The following is a 15,474-nucleotide window of genomic DNA, read 5'->3' as shown; positions in this document are numbered from 1 at the left end:
CATGGTCCGCCCGATGAACCTCACAAGGTGCCCCCAGAAGAATGCACAAGAACGTGCGTCCGAAATGTCCGCCGCAGACTACATCACGGAGAGGTATTCCAGGGAGAGGTAACTCGATGTCACGCGAGGTCGAGGAAACGGTCGATGACGCGGGCGCCGAAGCGCAGGCCGTCGACCGGAACGCGCTCGTCGACGCCGTGGAACATGCCGGCGAAGTCGAGGTCGGGCGGGAGCATGAGCGGGGAGAAGCCGAAGTTGCGGATGCCGAGCAGGCTGAACGACTTGGCGTCGGTGCCACCGGACATGCAGTAGGGCACCGTGCGGGCGCCGGGGTCCTCGGCCAGCAGCGCCGCGCTCATGGCGTCGACCAGGGGGCCGTCGAAGGAGGTCTCGACGGCGATGTCGTGGACCAGCGACTCGCGCTGGACGTTGGGGCCGAGGAGGTCGTCGAGGGTGGCGGCGAACTCGGCCTCCTGGCCGGGCAGGAACCGGCCGTCGATGTAGGCCTCGGCGCGGCCGGGGATGACGTTGTGCTTGTAGCCGGCGTCGAGCATGGTCGGATTGGTGCTGTTGCGCAGCGTGGCGCCGATGATGCGGCCGAGGTTGCCCAGCTGCCCGAGCAGCCGCTCGGGGTCGTCGGGGTCGAACTCGAGGCCGAACGCGTCGCTGGCCTCTTCGAGGAACGAGCGCACGGTGGGCGTGAGCCGCACCGGCCACTGGTACCGGCCGACCCGCGCGACGGCCTCGGCGAGCTCGGTGACGGCGTTGTTCGTGCTGACCATGGAGCCGTGGCCGGCCCGCCCGGTGACGGTCAGCTTCATCCAGTCGATGCCCTTCTCGGCGGTCTCGACCAGGTAGAGGCGGACGTCGTCGTTGACGTGGAGGCTGAACCCGCCGACCTCGCTGATGGCCTCGGTGGCCCCCTCGAACAGCTCGGGCTTGTGGTCGACGGCCCAGTGGGCGCCGAGCCCGCCGCCGGCCTCTTCGTCGGCGAGGAAGGCGAGGACGAGCGGCCGGGCCGGGCGGCGGCCGGTGCGCAGGCGGTCGCGCACGACTGCCAGGATCATGGCGTCCATGTCTTTCATGTCGACGGCGCCGCGCCCCCACAGGCAGCCGTCGGCGATCTCGCCGGAGAACGGGTCGTGCGTCCAGTCGGCGGCGTCGGCCGGGACGACGTCGAGGTGGCCGTGCATGAGCAGCGCGTCGGACCGGGCCGGGTCGGCGCCCTCGACCCGGGCGACGACGGTGGTGCGGCCGGGCTCGGACTCGAACACGATGGGGTCGAGCCCGACCTCGGCGAGCTTCTCGGCCACGTACTCGGCGGCCTTGCGCTCCCCCGGGCCACTGCTGTCGCCGAAGTTTGAGGTGTCGATGCGCAGCAGGTCGCGGCAGAGGTCGACGACCTCGGCGTCGGCGGTGCTCTGCGGCTCGGCGAGGTTCGTCATCCACCTATCCTGGCACGCCGCCAGTACTGCCGCTTGTCCTGGTCGCGCACCACGATGCCGAGCTTGCCCAGCTCGTCGCGCAACTCCACGAGGTCGCCGTGCTCGCCCTTCTCCAGCGCCGTGGCCCGGGCCCTGAGGACGGCGTTGGCGCCGGCCGGCAGCTCGGGCTCGTCGGGCACCCAGCGGCGGTACTGGTCGCGGTGCGGGTCGCCCTCGGGCCGCCACGGGTAGCCCTGACCGGTGAACGCGGCGGCCAGCCGGTCGGCCGCGAGGTCGGACTTCTCCCGGGCCAGTTCCAGCCCGCTGCGCGACACCAGCACCAGCTCCTTGCGGTCGGTGAAGACGGCGCTGACGTCGCCCCGGGCGATGGTGCGGGTCTTGCCGTCGCGGGTGAGCGTGACGGCGGACGGCCCGACGCCGACGCGCAGCACCTCACCCTCGGCCGTCAGCGCCAGCACGACGCCGAGCACCGCGCCGGCGGCGATGGTCGCGATGGTGCCGCCGGGCTGCGGCAGTTCGGCGATGAACCTGATGGGCCCGAAGTCGGGGATCCACGAGGTGTCGACGGCCCAGTCGGCCAGCGGCCCGACGCCGAGCCCGGCCAGCGCGCCCAGCACCGGGAACCCGACCCAGACCAGCACTGCCTCCCAGCCCGGGCGGCCGACCACCGTCCCGCCGCCCGGGCCGTTCGTCGTCGCGTTCATGCGGCGCTCCTCCGGCTGCCTACTTGATCTCCGAGCGCAGGACCCGCCAGAGGCCGAAGGCCAGCGGGACCACCAGCCACAGCGCCAGCGAGGTGCCCAGCTGGCCCCACGCCTCGCCGGTGAGGTCGCCGTCGATCAGCGGGATGGTGGTGCTGCTGAGGTCGAGCCACTCGGCCGGGGTCTTCAGCGCGGAGATGGTGCCGCCGAGGATGCTCCACAGGGTGGGCAGCACGAAGTAGAGGACGATGGCCAGCGGCGTGCTCAGCAGCGCCAGGCCGAACGCGGTGCCGACCAGCACGTTGATGACCTGGAACAGCACGACCCGGCCGAGGCCCTCGGCGCCGAAGCTCCAGCCGCCGTCGGCGTCGGTGACCAGCGGCGCGACGACGTTGGCCAGCGCGGCCCACGCGAGGCTCGCGACGACGACGCCGACGGCCATGAGGACGGCCGCGGACACCTTGGCCGCGATGACCCGCTCACGCCGCGGCTCCAGCGCGAACGTGCTCAGCGTGGTGCGCTGCGACCACTCGCCGGTGACGGCCAGGATGCCGACGACCGGGAGCAGCAGGCCGACCGGCAGCTGGGCGCCGCCGAAGAACTCGGAGAACGTGCGGTCCTCGGCGCTGCCGGTGAACATCTGGACGAGGACCATGCCGAGCGCGGCCAGCGCGATGACGGCGAGCAGCCAGAACCCGGCCCGGGTGTCGGTGGCCTTGCGCAGCTCGACGGCGGTGAGCCGGGCGAGCGACGGACGCGTGGTGCGGGCCGGCCGGTGCGTGCCGGCGGCGGGTGTGGTGGTGAGCGCGGACATCAGGCGGCATCCTTCGTGGAGTCGTCGGCGTGGTTCGAGGTGAGACGGAGGAACATCTCCTCCAGGCCGCCGGAGTCGGCGGGGCGCAACTCGAGCAGGACGACGCCGGCCTCGAGCGCGGCCCGTCCCACGGCCTCGGCGTCGGCGGCGACGCTGAAGCCGCCGTCGCGGGTGGGCTGGACGGACAGGCCGGCCGCGGTGAGCGCCTTCTCCAGCGGCTCGGGGTCGAGCCCGCGGACGTAGAGGCCACCGGCGTGCAGCAGCTCGCTCTTGGCGCCGTCGGCGACGATCTTGCCCCCGCCGATGACCACCAGGTGGTCGGCGACGGCCTCGACCTCGCGCAGCAGGTGGGACGAGAGCATGACGGTGCCGCCGCGGTCGGCGAAGTCGCGCAGGACGCCGCGCATCCAGAAGATGCCTTCGGGGTCGAGGCCGTTGGCCGGCTCGTCGAGCATGAGCACCGTCGGGTCGCCGAGCAGGGCGTGCGCGAGGCCGAGCCGCTGCCGCATGCCGAGCGAGTAGTTGCCGACGCGGCGCTTCTCGGCCGTGCCGTGCAGCCCGACCAGCTCGAGCATGGCGTCGACCCGCTTCTGGCCGACGCCGAGCAGCTGGGCCGACAGCGACAGGATCTCGCGGCCGGTGCGGCCGGAGTGCTGGGCGGACGCGTCGAGCAGGACGCCGATGTGGCGGCCGGGGTTCGGGAGGTCGCGGAACGCGACGCCGTTGACGGTGGCGGCGCCGGACGACGGCGGGGTGAGGCCGGCGATCATGCGCATGGTGGTGGACTTCCCGGCGCCGTTCGGGCCCAGGAAGCCGGTGACGGTGCCGGGGACGCAGGTGAACGACACGTCGTTCACGGCGGTGAAGGCGCCGTACCGCTTCGTCAGATGCTCGACAGTGATCATGGCATCCACTCTGGCCGCGCCACCCGGCTGCGCGCGTCGGCCCGAAGGCTGGCGCCGTCCTACCAAGGTCTAGGCCGCGATCGACCTTCGTCGCTACCCGTCCGGGCCGCTCGGCTCGTAGCGTGGTGTCTCATGACGACCCATGCGCCCAGACCGGCCGCCAGCAGCCCCGAGCTGCCGGCGCTGCTGCCTGGCGTGCTGCGGGTCGACCCCGACACCGCCGACCCGGCCCGGCGCGGCCGGGTGCGCCGGTCGGTGCGCGACTGGATCATCGACACCCTGTGCTTCGTCATCGCGGCTCTCGTGGGGCTGTCGGCCTACGACACCGCCATGCAGAACGACCCGCCCGAGCTGATCCAGCTGCTCGACCTCATCGTCGGCACGGCGGCCTGCGTCTCGCTGTGGTGGCGGCGGCGCTGGCCCGTGCAGCTGGCCGTCGCCACGGCGCTGATGTCCGTCGGCTCCGCGTCGGCCGCGGGCGCGGGCATCATCATGGTGTTCACGGTGGCCGTGCACCGCCGCTGGGCGGTCGCCGCGGCCATCGCCGGGCTGCACGTCTGCGCCGGGTTCCTCTTCAACCGCCTCTATCCCGACCCCGAGCTCGACTACCGGTGGATGGCGCTGCTCACCATCTTCGGCGTCATCGCCATCACGCTGTGGGGCATGCTGGTGCGCTCGCGCCGGCAGCTGGTGCTGTCGCTGCGCGAGCGGGCCTACCAGGCCGAGGCCGAGGCGGCGCTGCGGGTCGAGCGGGCCCAGCACCTGGAACGCGAGCGCATCGCCCGCGAGATGCACGACGTGCTCGCGCACCGCATCTCGCTGCTCAGCGTGCACGCCGGCGCGCTGGAGTACCGCCCCGACGCGCCGCACGAGGACATCGCCAGGGCGGCCGGCGTCATCCGGGCCAGCGCGCACCAGGCGCTGCAGGACCTCCGCGAGATCATCGGCGTGCTGCGGGCGCCGTCGTCCGACCACGACCCCGACCGGCCGCAGCCCACGCTGGCCGAGCTACCGGCGCTGATCGACGAGTCGCGGCAGGCCGGCATGCGGGTCACCGTCGTCGACGAGCTCGCGGGCGACGGCGCCGAGCCGCCCGCCGTCGTGGCCCGCTGCGCCTACCGCGTCGTGCAGGAGGCGCTGACGAACGTCCGCAAGCACGCCCGCGGCACCGGCGTCTACGTCGCGGTGACCGGCGGGCCGGGCGGCGGGCTGGCGGTCGAGGTGCGCAACCGCATGCCGGTCGGGTCCGGCGGGCCGGGTCCGGCGGCCGACATCCCCGGCACCGGCACCGGGCTGATCGGGCTGACCGAGCGGGTCGAGCTGGCCGGCGGCTCGCTCGAGCACGGAATCACGCGTGACGGCGACTTCCGGGTGCACGCCTGGCTACCGTGGCCCGCATGACGTCCCACGACGCCGCCGCCGTCACCCGCATCCTCATCGTCGACGACGACGCCCTCGTGCGGGCGGGGTTGTCGATGATGCTGGCCGGCGTGGCCGACCTCGAGATCGTCGGCGAGGCGGCCGACGGCGCCGACGTGCCGGCCATGGTCGAGTCGGCCCGCCCCGACGTCGTGCTGATGGACATCCGCATGCCACGGGTCGACGGGCTGGCCGCCACCGAGGCGCTGCGCCGCCGGGCCGACCCGCCGGAGATCGTCATCCTCACCACGTTCGACACCGACGACCACGTGCTGCGCGCGCTGCGGGCCGGCGCCACCGGGTTCCTGCTGAAGGACACGCCGCCGGGCGACATCGTCGCGGCGGTCCGGCGCGCCGCGGCCGGCGAGCCCATCTTGTCGCCTTCGGTCACCCGGCAGCTCATCGCGCACGTGTCCGACGGCGACGGCGGCAGCCGCACGCAGCGCGCCGAGACCCAGCTGGCCGAGCTGTCCGAGCGGGAGCTCGAGGTCGCGGTCGCCATCGCGCACGGCCGCTCCAACGCCGAGATCAGCGCCGAGCTGTTCATGAGCGTCGCGACGGTGAAGGCGCACGTGTCGCGGGTGCTGACGAAGCTCGGCCTCAACAACCGCGTGCAGATCGCGCTGCTCGTGCACGACGCCGGGCGGGTCTAGTCGCGGGCGGCCCACTCGCGGGCCAGCATGGCGTAGTCGTACTCGCTCGCCCACACGCCCTTGACCAGCTCGTTCTCGATGAGGTGCGCCTCGCGGCGCATGCCGAGCCGTTCCATCAGGCCGGCGGACGCGGTGTTGTCGGCGTCGCAGCGGCCGATGACGCGGCGGAAGCCGAGGGTGTCGAACGCCAGCCGCAGCATCCGCGTGGCGGCCTCAGCCGCGTAGCCGTGGCCGTGGTGCTCGGGGTGGAACGCGAAGCCGACCTCGGCGCACCCGCGCTCGCGGCTGACGACGTGCAGGTGCACCTCGCCGAGGTAGGTGTCGTCGGCGGTGCGCAGGACCGCGAGGTCGAGCGCGTCGTCGTCGTTCACGGGCGCGGACTGCTGCACCCGCCGGCCCAGCCGCTCGATGGCGTAGCCGCGCGGCCACGGCTCCCAGATCATGTACCGGGCGACGTCGGGGTGGGCGTGCAGGCGGTGCAGCTCGTCGAGGTCGGACTCGACGTAGCCGCGCAGGGTCAGGCGGTCGGTGGTCAGCGGGAGCGGGAGGTCGGCCACCGCCTCATCGTAGACACGCGCACGCGGCGTCCGTTTCCCGCCAGCACGCCCGGCCGGCGGCGGCGACGCTGGGGACATGGACAGCTACGACTACCGCCCGATCGACGCCGGCGTGGCGGCCCGGCTGCGCGAGCGCGACGACGCCGGCCTGACCCGCGAGCCGTTCGTCGACGACGAGGGCGGAGCGCCGCTGCGCTGCTGCCTGACCCGCAGTGTTCCCGGCGACGCGCTGGTGCTGGTGACGTACGCGCCGCTGCGCCGGTGGGCCGAGGAGCACGGCGCCGACCCGGGTGCCTACGACGAGACCGGCCCGGTGTTCCTGCACGCGCGCGAGTGCGCCGGCCCGCGGCACGACGGCTTCCCGGCCGACGTCGCGTCGTCGCGGCGGGTGTTCCGCGGCTACGACAAGCGCGGCCACATCGTCGGCGGCCGGCTGGTCTCGCCGGCGACGGGGCACGCGGAGGAGGTCGCGGCGGCCGCGCTGGACGACCTGTTCGCCGACCCGGCGGTCGAGGTCGTGCACGTCCGCGCCGTCGAGTTCGGCTGCTTCCACGCCGAGGTACGCCGCCCGGCCTGACCACCCAGCTTGGCCGCGCCGCGATCGGGTACGGGCCGCGGCATGACGGATGAGAACGGCGCGGCCGGCCTGCTCGGCGACGTGCGCGAAGGGATGACGGTGGTCGACGCCCTCGGCGAGGAGCTGGGCACCGTCGAGGAAGTCCGGCTGGGCGACCCGGAGGCGGTCACCGACGCCGGTCAGCGATCCGACGCGGGCGGCGGCGACCTCCTCGACGCCGCGGCGCGGGCCGTGCTGAGCGGCCCGGACCTGCCGGAGGAGGAGGCCGCCCTGCTGCGCCGCACCGGCTACCTGCGGGTGGGCCGGATCCTCGCCAGGGATCTCTACGCCGCGGCCGGCGACGTCCACCGGGTCGACGGCGAGATGGTCCGGCTGCGCGTCCCCGCCGATCAGCTCTCGCCCGGCTGACCCGGCCCCGCCACGGCGCCCGCGCCGGCGGCCGAGCCGTCGCCGGCCGCGCCGACGCGCTCGCGGAACACCCGCCACGTGGCGATCTGGCCGATCAGCAGCAACGGCAGCGCCGCGCTCACGGCCGGGACCAGCAGCCGCAGCGTGGCGTCGTCGGCGGCCGACCCGGACAGCCCGGTCCGCGCGCCGGCCGCCACGACCAGCACGGCCAGCAGGACCGCCGTCATCGCGAACGTCGCCCGGTCCCCCGCCCCGCCCGTGACGGCGCGGGCCCGTTCCAGCGGCCGGCCGGTCAGCCGCAGCCGCGCGAACGCGAGCCCGTGCACGGCGAACAGCGCGACCACGGCGACGGCGATCAGCGCCACCCCGGCGCCGCCCGCGACCGCGTCGGTCACGCCCGTCAGCAGCCCGGCCAGGATCCAGCCCCAGGTGACGGCCACCGTCCACGAGCCGGCCGTCACCGCGACGTCGCAGGCGACGTGCGCCACCTGGGTCCGCGCCCACAGCCCGACGTCGCGGACGATCCAGCCGGCGACCAGCGCGACGATCAGCGGGAACAAGCCCGGGAACAGCCGCGCCTCCAGTCCGGGGAACGCCCCGATCAGCAGCCCGGCGGTCGCGACCAGCCACACCTCGTGGGCCAGGAAGAACGGCACGATCGCCGCGACGACCCGCCGCCGCTCACCCGCGCCCCGGCCGAGGAACGGCAGCATCATGCCGGCGCCGATGTCCGCGCCGCCGAGCACGAAGTACCCGGTGGCGAAGAACCCGAGCAGCACCGCGGCCAGCGTCTCCGTCATACCAGCACCTCCGGGGCGGCCGGCGAGACCGAGGACGCCGGTTCCGGGCCGCGCCGCGCCTGCCGCGCCAGCAGCCACCCGTTGACGGCGATGAGCAGTGCGAACACCCCCACGAACGTGACGAAGGAGAACCGGATCGCCGCCGGAGACACGTCCGACAACGCGTCGCGCGTGGTCAAGAGCCCGTCGACGACCCACGGCTGGCGGCCGACCTCGCGGAACACCCAGCCGGAGAGCATCGCGACGTACGGCAGCGGGAGCGCCGCGATCAGCGCGACGTGCCAGGCCCGCGCGGTGACGATCACCCGCCGCGACAGCGCCAGCGCCACGTTGAGGAACGAGAAGAAGAACATCGCCGCGAACGCCATCAGCATGAGCAGGGCGCCGGCCCGGGCCAGCCCGACGCCGCCGGAGAACGCCTCCCACTTGTGCGGCTGGATCTCCTCGATCAGCTGCAGCTGCCGCCCGCCGGTCGCCGCGGACAGGAACAGCGCTGGCGACGCGACGAACACCCCGATGCGCAGCGACCGGCCGAAGAACTCCTGCTCCGGCGTGCGCCGCAGCAGGTGCCACGCGCTCACCCCGGCGAGGAAGAACCCGGCCGTGACCAGCGCGCCGGCCAGCACGTGCCAGAACGCCTGCAGCGTGCTCGGGTTCGTCAGCACGGCCGCGGCGTCGGTGAGCCGCAGCCCGTCCGGGCCCGGCGCCGCGCCGACCGGGTTCTGCATGAACCCGTTCGCCACCAGCACCCAGTACGCCGACGCGTACGCCGTCAGCGTCACCACCCAGATCGCGGCGAGGTGCGCCCACCGGTTCAGCTTGTCCCAGCCGAAGATCCACAGCCCGAGGAAGGTCGACTCGACGAAGAACGCGACCAGCGTCTCCATCGCCAGCGACGCGCCCACGACGTTGCCGGCGAAGTGCGTCAGGCCGCTCCAGCTCAGGCCGAGCTGGAACTCCATGACCAGCCCGGTGAGGATGCCCATCGCGTAGTTCGTGACGTAGAGGCGGCCCCAGAACCGGGTCATACGGGCGTGGATCTCGCTGCGCCCGACGGTGGCCCGGGTCTGCATGACGGCGACGACGGTGGCGAGGCCCAGCGTCAGCGCGACGAAGAGGAAGTGGGCGCCGGCCGTCAGCGCGAACTGCAGGCGCGCCAGCTCCAGCACGTCCACCGGCTACCGGGCCGGCCCGGTGGTGACGGCGTCCGCGTCGTCGCGCGCCGGCTCGGGCCGCTCCAGCGCGATGTGCGGCAGGACCCGGTCCAGCCAGCGCGGCAGCCACCACGCCCGCTCCCCCAGCAGGCTCATGACGGCCGGGACGATGAGGCAGCGGATGACGACGGCGTCGAGGAACACGGCGACGGCGAGGCCGAGGCCGAACTGCTGCAGCATGCGGTCCGGGCTGAGCAGGAATGCGCCGAACACCACGACCATGATCGCCGCGGCGGCCGTGATCACGCCGCCGGTCGCGGCCAGCCCTTCGCGGACGGCTCGGACGGCGTTGCCGGAGCGGCGCCACTCCTCGTGCATCCGCGACACCAGGAACACCTCGTAGTCCATCGACAGGCCGAACACGATCGCGAAGATCATCACCGGCACGAACGCCTCGACCGGCCCGGCCGGCACGCCGAACAGCCCCTCGCCGAAGACCAGCGTGACGACGCCCAGCGACGCGCCGATGCTCAGCAGGTTGAGGATCGCGGCCTTGACCGGCACCCAGATCGACCGGAACACGGCCATCAGCAGCAGCGCGGACAGCCCGACGACGACGGCGACGAACAGCGGCAGCCGGTCGCTGACGGCCGAGGCGAAGTCCTCCGCCGCCGCGGTCGAGCCGCCGACCAGGTAGGTCGCGCCGGTGTCGGACTCCAGCGGCGGCAGCACGTCGTCGCGCAGCCGGTGCACGAGGTCCGCGGTCCCGGCGTCCTGCGGTGCGGTCTCGGGGAACGCGACGACCAGCGCGAGGTCGCTGTCCGGCAGCGGCTGCGGCGGCACCACCCCGGCGACGCCGTCGGTCTGCTCCAGGGTGGCCGCCAGCGCGGCGCCGCCGTCGGACGCACCCTCGGCGAGCACGATCAGCGGCCCGTTGAAGCCCGGCCCGAAGCCCTCGGCGAGCAGGTCGTAGGCCTGCCGGCTGGTCGCCGACGCGTCCTCGTTGCCGGCGTCGGCGAAGCCGAGCCGCATGCCCAGCGCGGGCGCGGACAGCGCCAGCAGGATGGCGACCGCCGCGACCAGCGGGGGCAGCGGCCGCCGCCGGACCGCGTCGGCCAGCCGCCGCCACCGGGCGCCGGGCTGGCGCTTGGACCGCTGGGCGTGCGCGAGGATGCGCTTCTCGATGCGCTTGCCGAACACCGTGAGCAGCGACGGCAGCAGCGTCAGCGAGGCGAGCATGGTGACGAGGACGGTGAGCGCGACGGCCAGCGCCACACCCTGCAGCGACCCGAGGCCGAGCGCGAACAGGCCGAGCAGCGCGATGATGACGGTGCAGCCGGCGAAGATGACCGAACGCCCGGCGGTGTCCAGGGCGGTCCGGGCGGCCCGCTGGCGGTCGGCTCCGGCCAGCAGCTCGGAACGGTAGCGGGCGAACACCAGCAGCGCGTAGTCGATGCCGACGCCGATCCCGACCAGCATCATCAGCGGCGCGGTGTAGGTCGCGATCGTCACGACGTTCGACAGCAGCACGATGACGCCGAGCGTCGAGCCCACCGCGAACACCGCGGTGATCAGCGGCAGCGTCGCGGCCAGGAACGAGCCGAACATGAACACGAGGATGACCAGCGCGGCCAGCATGCCGGCGCCCTCGGCCGCGCCGCCGCCGGACTCCTCGGCGCCGCGGACGGCGTCGCCGCCCAGCTCCACCTGCAGCCCGTCGCCGTCGGCCGCCTGCGCGGTCTCGATGATGTCCCGGACGGCGTCGGCGGGCACGTCCGTGGCGCTGCCGTCCAGCGTCACCGTCGCGTACGCGATGGTGCCGTCCGCCGAGATCGCCCCCGGCGCGTCGAACGGCCCGGCGACGTCGACGACGTGCGGCAGGCTGCTCAGCTCGCCGAGCATCGCGTCGACCCGGTCGCGCTGCGCCTCGACGCCGTCGCCGTCCTGCAGCACGACCTCGACGGTGTCACCGGACCGCGCGGGCGCGGCGTCCTCCAGCGCGTCGGTCAGCTGCTGCGACTCGGTGCCCGGCAGCCCGTGGTCGTCGTGGTAGTCGTCGCCGACGGCCTGCGACAGCACCGTGACGCCGGCCAGCACGACCAGCCACAGCCCGATGGCCAGCCAGTGGTGCCGCTGTGACCAGGCGGCGAGCCGTTCCAGCCTCATGTTCGTTCCTTCCTCGTCCCTGCGGGGGTTTCTCCGACAGTGACGAGGATCGGGTGACGGCACGGCCCGGCGCGTCCGGCTGGAGCGGGCACCTGACGTACATCCCGGGTTGTGGCCTAGGGGTGATCACGTACGCCTGGAGTTGTCTAGGATGGCTGCCCCGTGGGTATCTCCGACGCTCCCCCACCCCCTCCTCCCAGGCCGCTCGCCCGGCTGCGGCACTGGCACCGCACCCTGGGTACCGGCAACCGGCTGGCGCTCTACGCGCTCGTTCTGACGGCCGGCGGCCTGGCGGTCCCGCTGGTGGCGGCCGGGTGGACGGCGTTCACCGGACCCAGCGTCGGGGTGCTGGTCGACCAATCCGACAGCGCGTGCGAGTCGGTGTGGACGGTGCCGCCGGGCAACGAGGAGCTGGCCGAGGAGGTCAACGCGAACACCGACGCCCGCCAGCTCACCCGCTGGGCGCGCGACGGGCGCCTCGTGCACCGCAACGACCTGCACGCGGCCGTGAGCCTACGCAGCCGCGAATCCCCGATCGAGATCCGCGACCTCTCCATCACGGTGCTGAGCCGGACCGACCCGGCCACCGGTGGCGCGGTGGGTCCCGGCGGTTGCGGTGGCGGCGAAATCGACGACGAGCCCGATTTCGTGGTCGTCGACCTCGACACGCTCCCGGTCGGGGCCGAGGTGCCGGTCAGCTACCTGCAGACCAGCGCCCAGCAGGCGGAGGCGCGAGCCCTCGCCGACGAGCTGGGCGAGCAGATCACGCTGCCGCGCACCTTGCCCGCGCAGGACTACTACTCGTTCACACTCGTCGGTCGCACCGTCGCGTACGACACCGAATGGCAGGCCACCATCACCTGGTGGGACGGCGAGAAGATCCACACCGACGTCCTCGACGACGACGGCCGGCCGTTCCGCGTGACGGCGCCGGACTGATGCGCCGCCGCCCGATCGGCGTCGCGCTGGCCGCGATGCTGCCAGTGCTGGTCGTCGCGGCGCTGCCGGCTCAGATCGGCTGGGCCGAACGGCTCGGCGCGCCGGAGCGGTTCGGCGACCGGCTCCGCTTCCTCACCGTCTCGCCGACGCTGCTGTTCGGTGAGCGGTCCGGGCCGCCCGCGTACCTGCTCGAGCTGCTCTGGGCGGCGGTGTTCCTGACGTTGCTGCTGGCGGCGGTGTGGCGGCTGGCCGCGGCGGTGGCCGACGACTGGACCCGGCCGTTCGTGCTGCTCCCGGCCCTGACGATCCTCGCGCCGGCGGCGAACCTGGCCGCGCTGCTGGTCGTGAACGCGGGCAGCATGACGACGGACCCGGCCGGCCGCGGCGCGGCGCTGGCCCAGCTGCTGGCCGACGCGCAGAGCGCGTCAGCGCACGTCATGCTGGTGGGCCTGGCCGGCGGGCTGGCCGTACTGCTGACGCATGCGGAGCGGCTGTGGCCACGCGGCGACGACGGCGCGCCGCTGGTGAACCGCGAAACGGCCCTGACCGTGCTGCGCGGGCCGCTGCCGACGCTGTGGCGGCGCATCGGCATGGCGCTGCTGGTCGCCGCGCTCGCCGTCCCGGCGATGAGCCTCGCCGGTGACGTCGTCGCCGCGGTGGCCGAGCCTTTCGCACGGCTGTGGTGCGCGGGCAGCCCGCCAGGCGGCGCCTGCGTGCCGGCGATCACGGGCCTGGCCGGCACCGAGCCGGTGCAGGTGACGCACTTGCTGCTGGAGCCGGGCCGCGAGCGGCTGCTGCGGATCTACACCGTCCAGGTGTTCCTGGTCATCTTCGCGGTGGCGTACTTCCAGCTGCACGCCCAGCCGCTTCGGCACCGGCCGGTGACGACCCTGCTGGTGGTCTGGTTCGCGTACACCGCCGCGATAGTCGCGCGCGAGGGCGTCGTCGACGCGAGCCTGGGCATCGCCGACCAGCCGGGGCTGCCGGGCCTGCTCGGGCTGTTGCTGCCGCCGGGCGGGCTGGCGTCGACGCTGCTCGGCGCGCCCGCCGTCGCGGTGACATTCGCCGCCGGGCACGCGCTGGTGGCGCGGCTGCGGCGGGGTCGTCAGCCCAGCCAGCCGGGCGTGACCAGCCCGGCCTCGTAGGCGAGCACGACCAGCTGGGCGCGGTCGCGGGCGTCGAGCTTGGTGAGGATGCGGCTGACGTGGGTCTTCGCGGTGGCCGGGCTGAGCACGAGGCGGTCGGCGATCTCGTCGTTGGACAGGCCCGCCGCGACCAGCTCGAGCACCTCGCGCTCGCGCTCCGTCAGCGCGTTCAGGCGGCTGTTCGGCACCGGCTTGGCGGCCCGGCCGGCGATCTCGGAGATCAGCCGGCGGGTGATCGACGGCGCGATCAGGGCGTCGCCGCGGGCCACGACGCGGACGGCGTGGATGAGCTCCATCGGCTCGGTGTCCTTGACGAGGAAGCCGCTGGCCCCGGCCCGCAGCGCGCCGTACACGTAGTCGTCGAGGTCGAACGTGGTGAGGATGACGACGCGCACCCCGGCCAGCGCGGGGTCGGCGACGATGCGGCTGGTCGCCTCCAGGCCGTCCAGCTCGGGCATCCGCACGTCCATCAGCACGACGTCCGGGCGCAGCTCGCGCACCAGTGTCAGCGCCTCGGCGCCGTCGGCCGCCTCGCCCACGACGTCGAGGTCGGGCTCGCCGTCGAGGATGGACCGGAACCCGGCCCGGACCAGTCGCTGGTCGTCGGCCAGCAGCACCGTCGTCATGCCGGCCCCCCGTAGGGCAGCCGCGCGGTGACCCGGAAGCCGCCCTCGGGCCGGTCGGCGGCGTCGAGGGTGCCGCCCAGGGCCTCGGCCCGCGACCGCATGCCGTCGATGCCGCTGCCGTCGCCGGCGCGGGGTCCGGCGCCACGCCCGTCGTCGCTCACGTCCACCGTCACATCATCGCGCCCGTAGCCGATGCGGACCGCCACCCGCCCCGCACCGGCGTGCCGGGTCGCGTTGGTGAGCGCCTCCTGGACGATGCGGTACGCCGCGAGGTCGACCGCCGGGCGCAGGCCGACCGGCTCGCCGTCGGTGCTGACGTCGACGGCCAGCCCGGCGGCCCGGCTGCGCTCGGCCAGTTCCGGCAGCCGCCGCAGGCCGGGCGCGGGCTCGGTCGGGGCCGCTTCGTCGACCTGGCGCAGCACGCCGAGGGTGCCGCGCAGCTCGCGCAGCGCCTCGCGGCTGATCTCCTTGATCGCGGCCAGCGCCTCGGCGGCCGGGCCGTCGTCGCCGTCGCGGGACAGGGCGTGCAGCGCGGCGCCGGCCTGGACGTTGATCAGCGAGATGTTGTGGCCGAGGACGTCGTGCAGCTCGCGCGCGATGCGCAGCCGTTCCTCCGTCGCCCGGCGGCGTAGCGCCTCTTCCCGCTCGCGCCGGGTGCTGTGCATGAACGCCCCGATGGCGACGGCCGCCGACAGCCAGCTGACCAGCAGGAACATCCCGGCGTCGCCGAGTGGGGACTCGTCGGTGCCGTACTCGCCGAACGCGGAACCGGCGATGGCCAGCCCGCCGATGACCGCCGCCGCGACCGTCCGGCCCGCCGACGCCAGCGAGTAGAGGGCGATGATCAGCGTGATCAGCAGCGCGCCGTCGGGGTTGACGGCCGGGTAGTAGATCATCGACGCGACCAGCGCGACGACCGCGACCGCGACCGGGAACCGGCTGCGGAACGCCAGGGCGCCGCACGCGGCCAGCATCAGCAGCCAGCCCAGCACCGGCACCGGCCGCAGCCCGTCGGTGCCGATGACCGTCGTGAGCACCACGAACAGGCCCACGCCGGCCGCGAGCAGGGCGTCGGCGCGCGCGCCGTGCCGCCACGATTCCCGGGACCCGTTCATGCCCGCAGCTTAGATAAGGTCATGGCTGTTCCGGCCACGTCACCCGAGGA

The 15,474-nt window shown here is 74.1% G+C and carries 16 protein-coding genes; 6 read left to right on the top strand and 10 right to left on the bottom strand.

Annotated features, from left to right (window positions below; translation table 11 throughout):
- Positions 1–119: 119 nt before the first annotated feature.
- From BLV02_RS13935 to BLV02_RS13920, 4 genes are read right to left on the bottom strand one after another with little or no spacing between them, the layout of a single operon-like run.
- Complete coding sequence (locus BLV02_RS13935; protein ID WP_069113402.1) at positions 120–1,445, bottom strand: M20/M25/M40 family metallo-hydrolase; 1,326 nt, start codon at positions 1,443–1,445, stop codon at positions 120–122.
- Positions 1,442–2,149: a YqeB family protein gene (locus BLV02_RS13930; protein ID WP_069113403.1), complete on the bottom strand. Its 708-nt coding sequence runs from the start codon at positions 2,147–2,149 to the stop codon at positions 1,442–1,444. Before BLV02_RS13930 ends, BLV02_RS13935 begins: the two co-directional genes overlap by 4 nt.
- 19 nt (positions 2,150–2,168) lie before the next feature.
- Complete coding sequence (locus BLV02_RS13925) at positions 2,169–2,960, bottom strand: ABC-2 transporter permease (protein WP_069113404.1); 792 nt, start codon at positions 2,958–2,960, stop codon at positions 2,169–2,171.
- The gene (locus BLV02_RS13920; RefSeq protein WP_069113405.1) at positions 2,960–3,865 is read right to left on the bottom strand and encodes an ABC transporter ATP-binding protein; all 906 of its coding nucleotides are present in this window, start codon (positions 3,863–3,865) and stop codon (positions 2,960–2,962) included. Before BLV02_RS13920 ends, BLV02_RS13925 begins: the two co-directional genes overlap by 1 nt.
- 132 nt (positions 3,866–3,997) lie before the next feature.
- On the opposite strand from BLV02_RS13920, the gene BLV02_RS13915 reads away from it, so the two are divergent.
- Positions 3,998–5,266, top strand: a complete 1,269-nt coding sequence (locus BLV02_RS13915; protein ID WP_069113406.1) for a sensor histidine kinase — start codon at positions 3,998–4,000, stop codon at positions 5,264–5,266.
- A complete protein-coding gene (locus BLV02_RS13910) occupies positions 5,263–5,937 on the top strand; it encodes a response regulator (RefSeq protein WP_083289007.1) in 675 nt (224 codons plus the stop codon). The genes BLV02_RS13915 and BLV02_RS13910 overlap by 4 nt, the downstream gene beginning before the upstream one ends.
- On the opposite strand, the gene BLV02_RS13905 is transcribed toward BLV02_RS13910, so the two are convergent.
- Complete coding sequence (locus BLV02_RS13905; protein WP_069113408.1) at positions 5,934–6,494, bottom strand: GNAT family N-acetyltransferase; 561 nt, start codon at positions 6,492–6,494, stop codon at positions 5,934–5,936. The genes BLV02_RS13910 and BLV02_RS13905 overlap by 4 nt on opposite strands.
- A 76-nt stretch (positions 6,495–6,570) precedes the next feature.
- Here BLV02_RS13905 and BLV02_RS13900 point away from each other — a divergent pair, with 76 nt between their 5' ends.
- Together BLV02_RS13900 and BLV02_RS13895 are read left to right on the top strand one after the other, a co-directional pair.
- Positions 6,571–7,071, top strand: a complete 501-nt coding sequence (locus tag BLV02_RS13900; protein ID WP_069113409.1) for a DUF1203 domain-containing protein — start codon at positions 6,571–6,573, stop codon at positions 7,069–7,071.
- A gap of 42 nt (positions 7,072–7,113) precedes the next feature.
- Positions 7,114–7,479, top strand: a complete 366-nt coding sequence (locus BLV02_RS13895) for a hypothetical protein (protein WP_069113410.1) — start codon at positions 7,114–7,116, stop codon at positions 7,477–7,479.
- Here BLV02_RS13895 and BLV02_RS13890 read toward each other — a convergent pair.
- From BLV02_RS13890 to BLV02_RS13880, 3 genes are read right to left on the bottom strand one after another with little or no spacing between them, the layout of a single operon-like run.
- Positions 7,461–8,279 carry a cytochrome d ubiquinol oxidase subunit II gene (locus tag BLV02_RS13890; protein WP_069113411.1) on the bottom strand — a complete coding sequence of 273 codons (819 nt, stop codon included), beginning with the start codon at positions 8,277–8,279 and terminating at the stop codon, positions 7,461–7,463. The two genes, BLV02_RS13895 and BLV02_RS13890, sit on opposite strands and share 19 nt — an antisense overlap.
- A complete protein-coding gene (locus tag BLV02_RS13885) occupies positions 8,276–9,454 on the bottom strand; it encodes a cytochrome ubiquinol oxidase subunit I (protein ID WP_069113412.1) in 1,179 nt (392 codons plus the stop codon). Before BLV02_RS13885 ends, BLV02_RS13890 begins: the two co-directional genes overlap by 4 nt.
- Before the next feature lie 3 nt (positions 9,455–9,457).
- A complete protein-coding gene (locus tag BLV02_RS13880) occupies positions 9,458–11,599 on the bottom strand; it encodes an MMPL family transporter (RefSeq protein WP_171906823.1) in 2,142 nt (713 codons plus the stop codon).
- Positions 11,600–11,761: 162 nt separating this feature from the next.
- Here BLV02_RS13880 and BLV02_RS13875 point away from each other — a divergent pair, with 162 nt between their 5' ends.
- Positions 11,762–12,538, top strand: coding sequence for a hypothetical protein (locus tag BLV02_RS13875; protein WP_069113413.1), 777 nt, complete (start codon positions 11,762–11,764; stop codon positions 12,536–12,538).
- Complete coding sequence (locus tag BLV02_RS13870) at positions 12,538–13,683, top strand: hypothetical protein (RefSeq protein WP_069113414.1); 1,146 nt, start codon at positions 12,538–12,540, stop codon at positions 13,681–13,683. The genes BLV02_RS13875 and BLV02_RS13870 overlap by 1 nt, the downstream gene beginning before the upstream one ends.
- Here BLV02_RS13870 and BLV02_RS13865 read toward each other — a convergent pair.
- Positions 13,644–14,309 (bottom strand): response regulator, encoded by a 666-nt coding sequence (locus tag BLV02_RS13865; protein WP_069113415.1) that lies wholly within the window; start codon positions 14,307–14,309, stop codon positions 13,644–13,646. The two genes, BLV02_RS13870 and BLV02_RS13865, sit on opposite strands and share 40 nt — an antisense overlap.
- Positions 14,306–15,424, bottom strand: coding sequence for a sensor histidine kinase (locus BLV02_RS13860; RefSeq protein WP_069113416.1), 1,119 nt, complete (start codon positions 15,422–15,424; stop codon positions 14,306–14,308). Before BLV02_RS13860 ends, BLV02_RS13865 begins: the two co-directional genes overlap by 4 nt.
- Positions 15,425–15,474: the final 50 nt, after the last annotated feature.

Origin of the sequence: Jiangella alba (assembly GCF_900106035.1) — a bacterium.
GTDB lineage: Bacteria > Actinomycetota > Actinomycetes > Jiangellales > Jiangellaceae > Jiangella > Jiangella alba.
The sequence above is the reverse complement of the archived record's forward strand: the minus strand, read 5'-3'. Positions and strand labels throughout refer to the sequence as shown.

Excerpts from the sequence above, each read along its gene's own strand:
- BLV02_RS13895 (WP_069113410.1), top strand. The coding sequence starts at position 7,114 with ATGACGGATGAGAACGGCGCGGCCGGCCTGCTCGGCGACGTGCGCGAA.
- BLV02_RS13860 (WP_069113416.1), bottom strand. The coding sequence starts at position 15,424 with ATGAACGGGTCCCGGGAATCGTGGCGGCACGGCGCGCGCGCCGACGCC.
- BLV02_RS13890 (WP_069113411.1), bottom strand. The coding sequence starts at position 8,279 with ATGACGGAGACGCTGGCCGCGGTGCTGCTCGGGTTCTTCGCCACCGGG.
- BLV02_RS13910 (WP_083289007.1), top strand. The coding sequence starts at position 5,263 with ATGACGTCCCACGACGCCGCCGCCGTCACCCGCATCCTCATCGTCGAC.
- BLV02_RS13880 (WP_171906823.1), bottom strand. The coding sequence starts at position 11,599 with ATGAGGCTGGAACGGCTCGCCGCCTGGTCACAGCGGCACCACTGGCTG.
- BLV02_RS13870 (WP_069113414.1), top strand. The coding sequence starts at position 12,538 with ATGCGCCGCCGCCCGATCGGCGTCGCGCTGGCCGCGATGCTGCCAGTG.
- BLV02_RS13865 (WP_069113415.1), bottom strand. The coding sequence starts at position 14,309 with ATGACGACGGTGCTGCTGGCCGACGACCAGCGACTGGTCCGGGCCGGG.
- BLV02_RS13935 (WP_069113402.1), bottom strand. The coding sequence starts at position 1,445 with ATGACGAACCTCGCCGAGCCGCAGAGCACCGCCGACGCCGAGGTCGTC.
- BLV02_RS13915 (WP_069113406.1), top strand. The coding sequence starts at position 3,998 with ATGACGACCCATGCGCCCAGACCGGCCGCCAGCAGCCCCGAGCTGCCG.
- BLV02_RS13900 (WP_069113409.1), top strand. The coding sequence starts at position 6,571 with ATGGACAGCTACGACTACCGCCCGATCGACGCCGGCGTGGCGGCCCGG.
- BLV02_RS13930 (WP_069113403.1), bottom strand. The coding sequence starts at position 2,149 with ATGAACGCGACGACGAACGGCCCGGGCGGCGGGACGGTGGTCGGCCGC.
- BLV02_RS13920 (WP_069113405.1), bottom strand. The coding sequence starts at position 3,865 with ATGATCACTGTCGAGCATCTGACGAAGCGGTACGGCGCCTTCACCGCC.
- BLV02_RS13925 (WP_069113404.1), bottom strand. The coding sequence starts at position 2,960 with ATGTCCGCGCTCACCACCACACCCGCCGCCGGCACGCACCGGCCGGCC.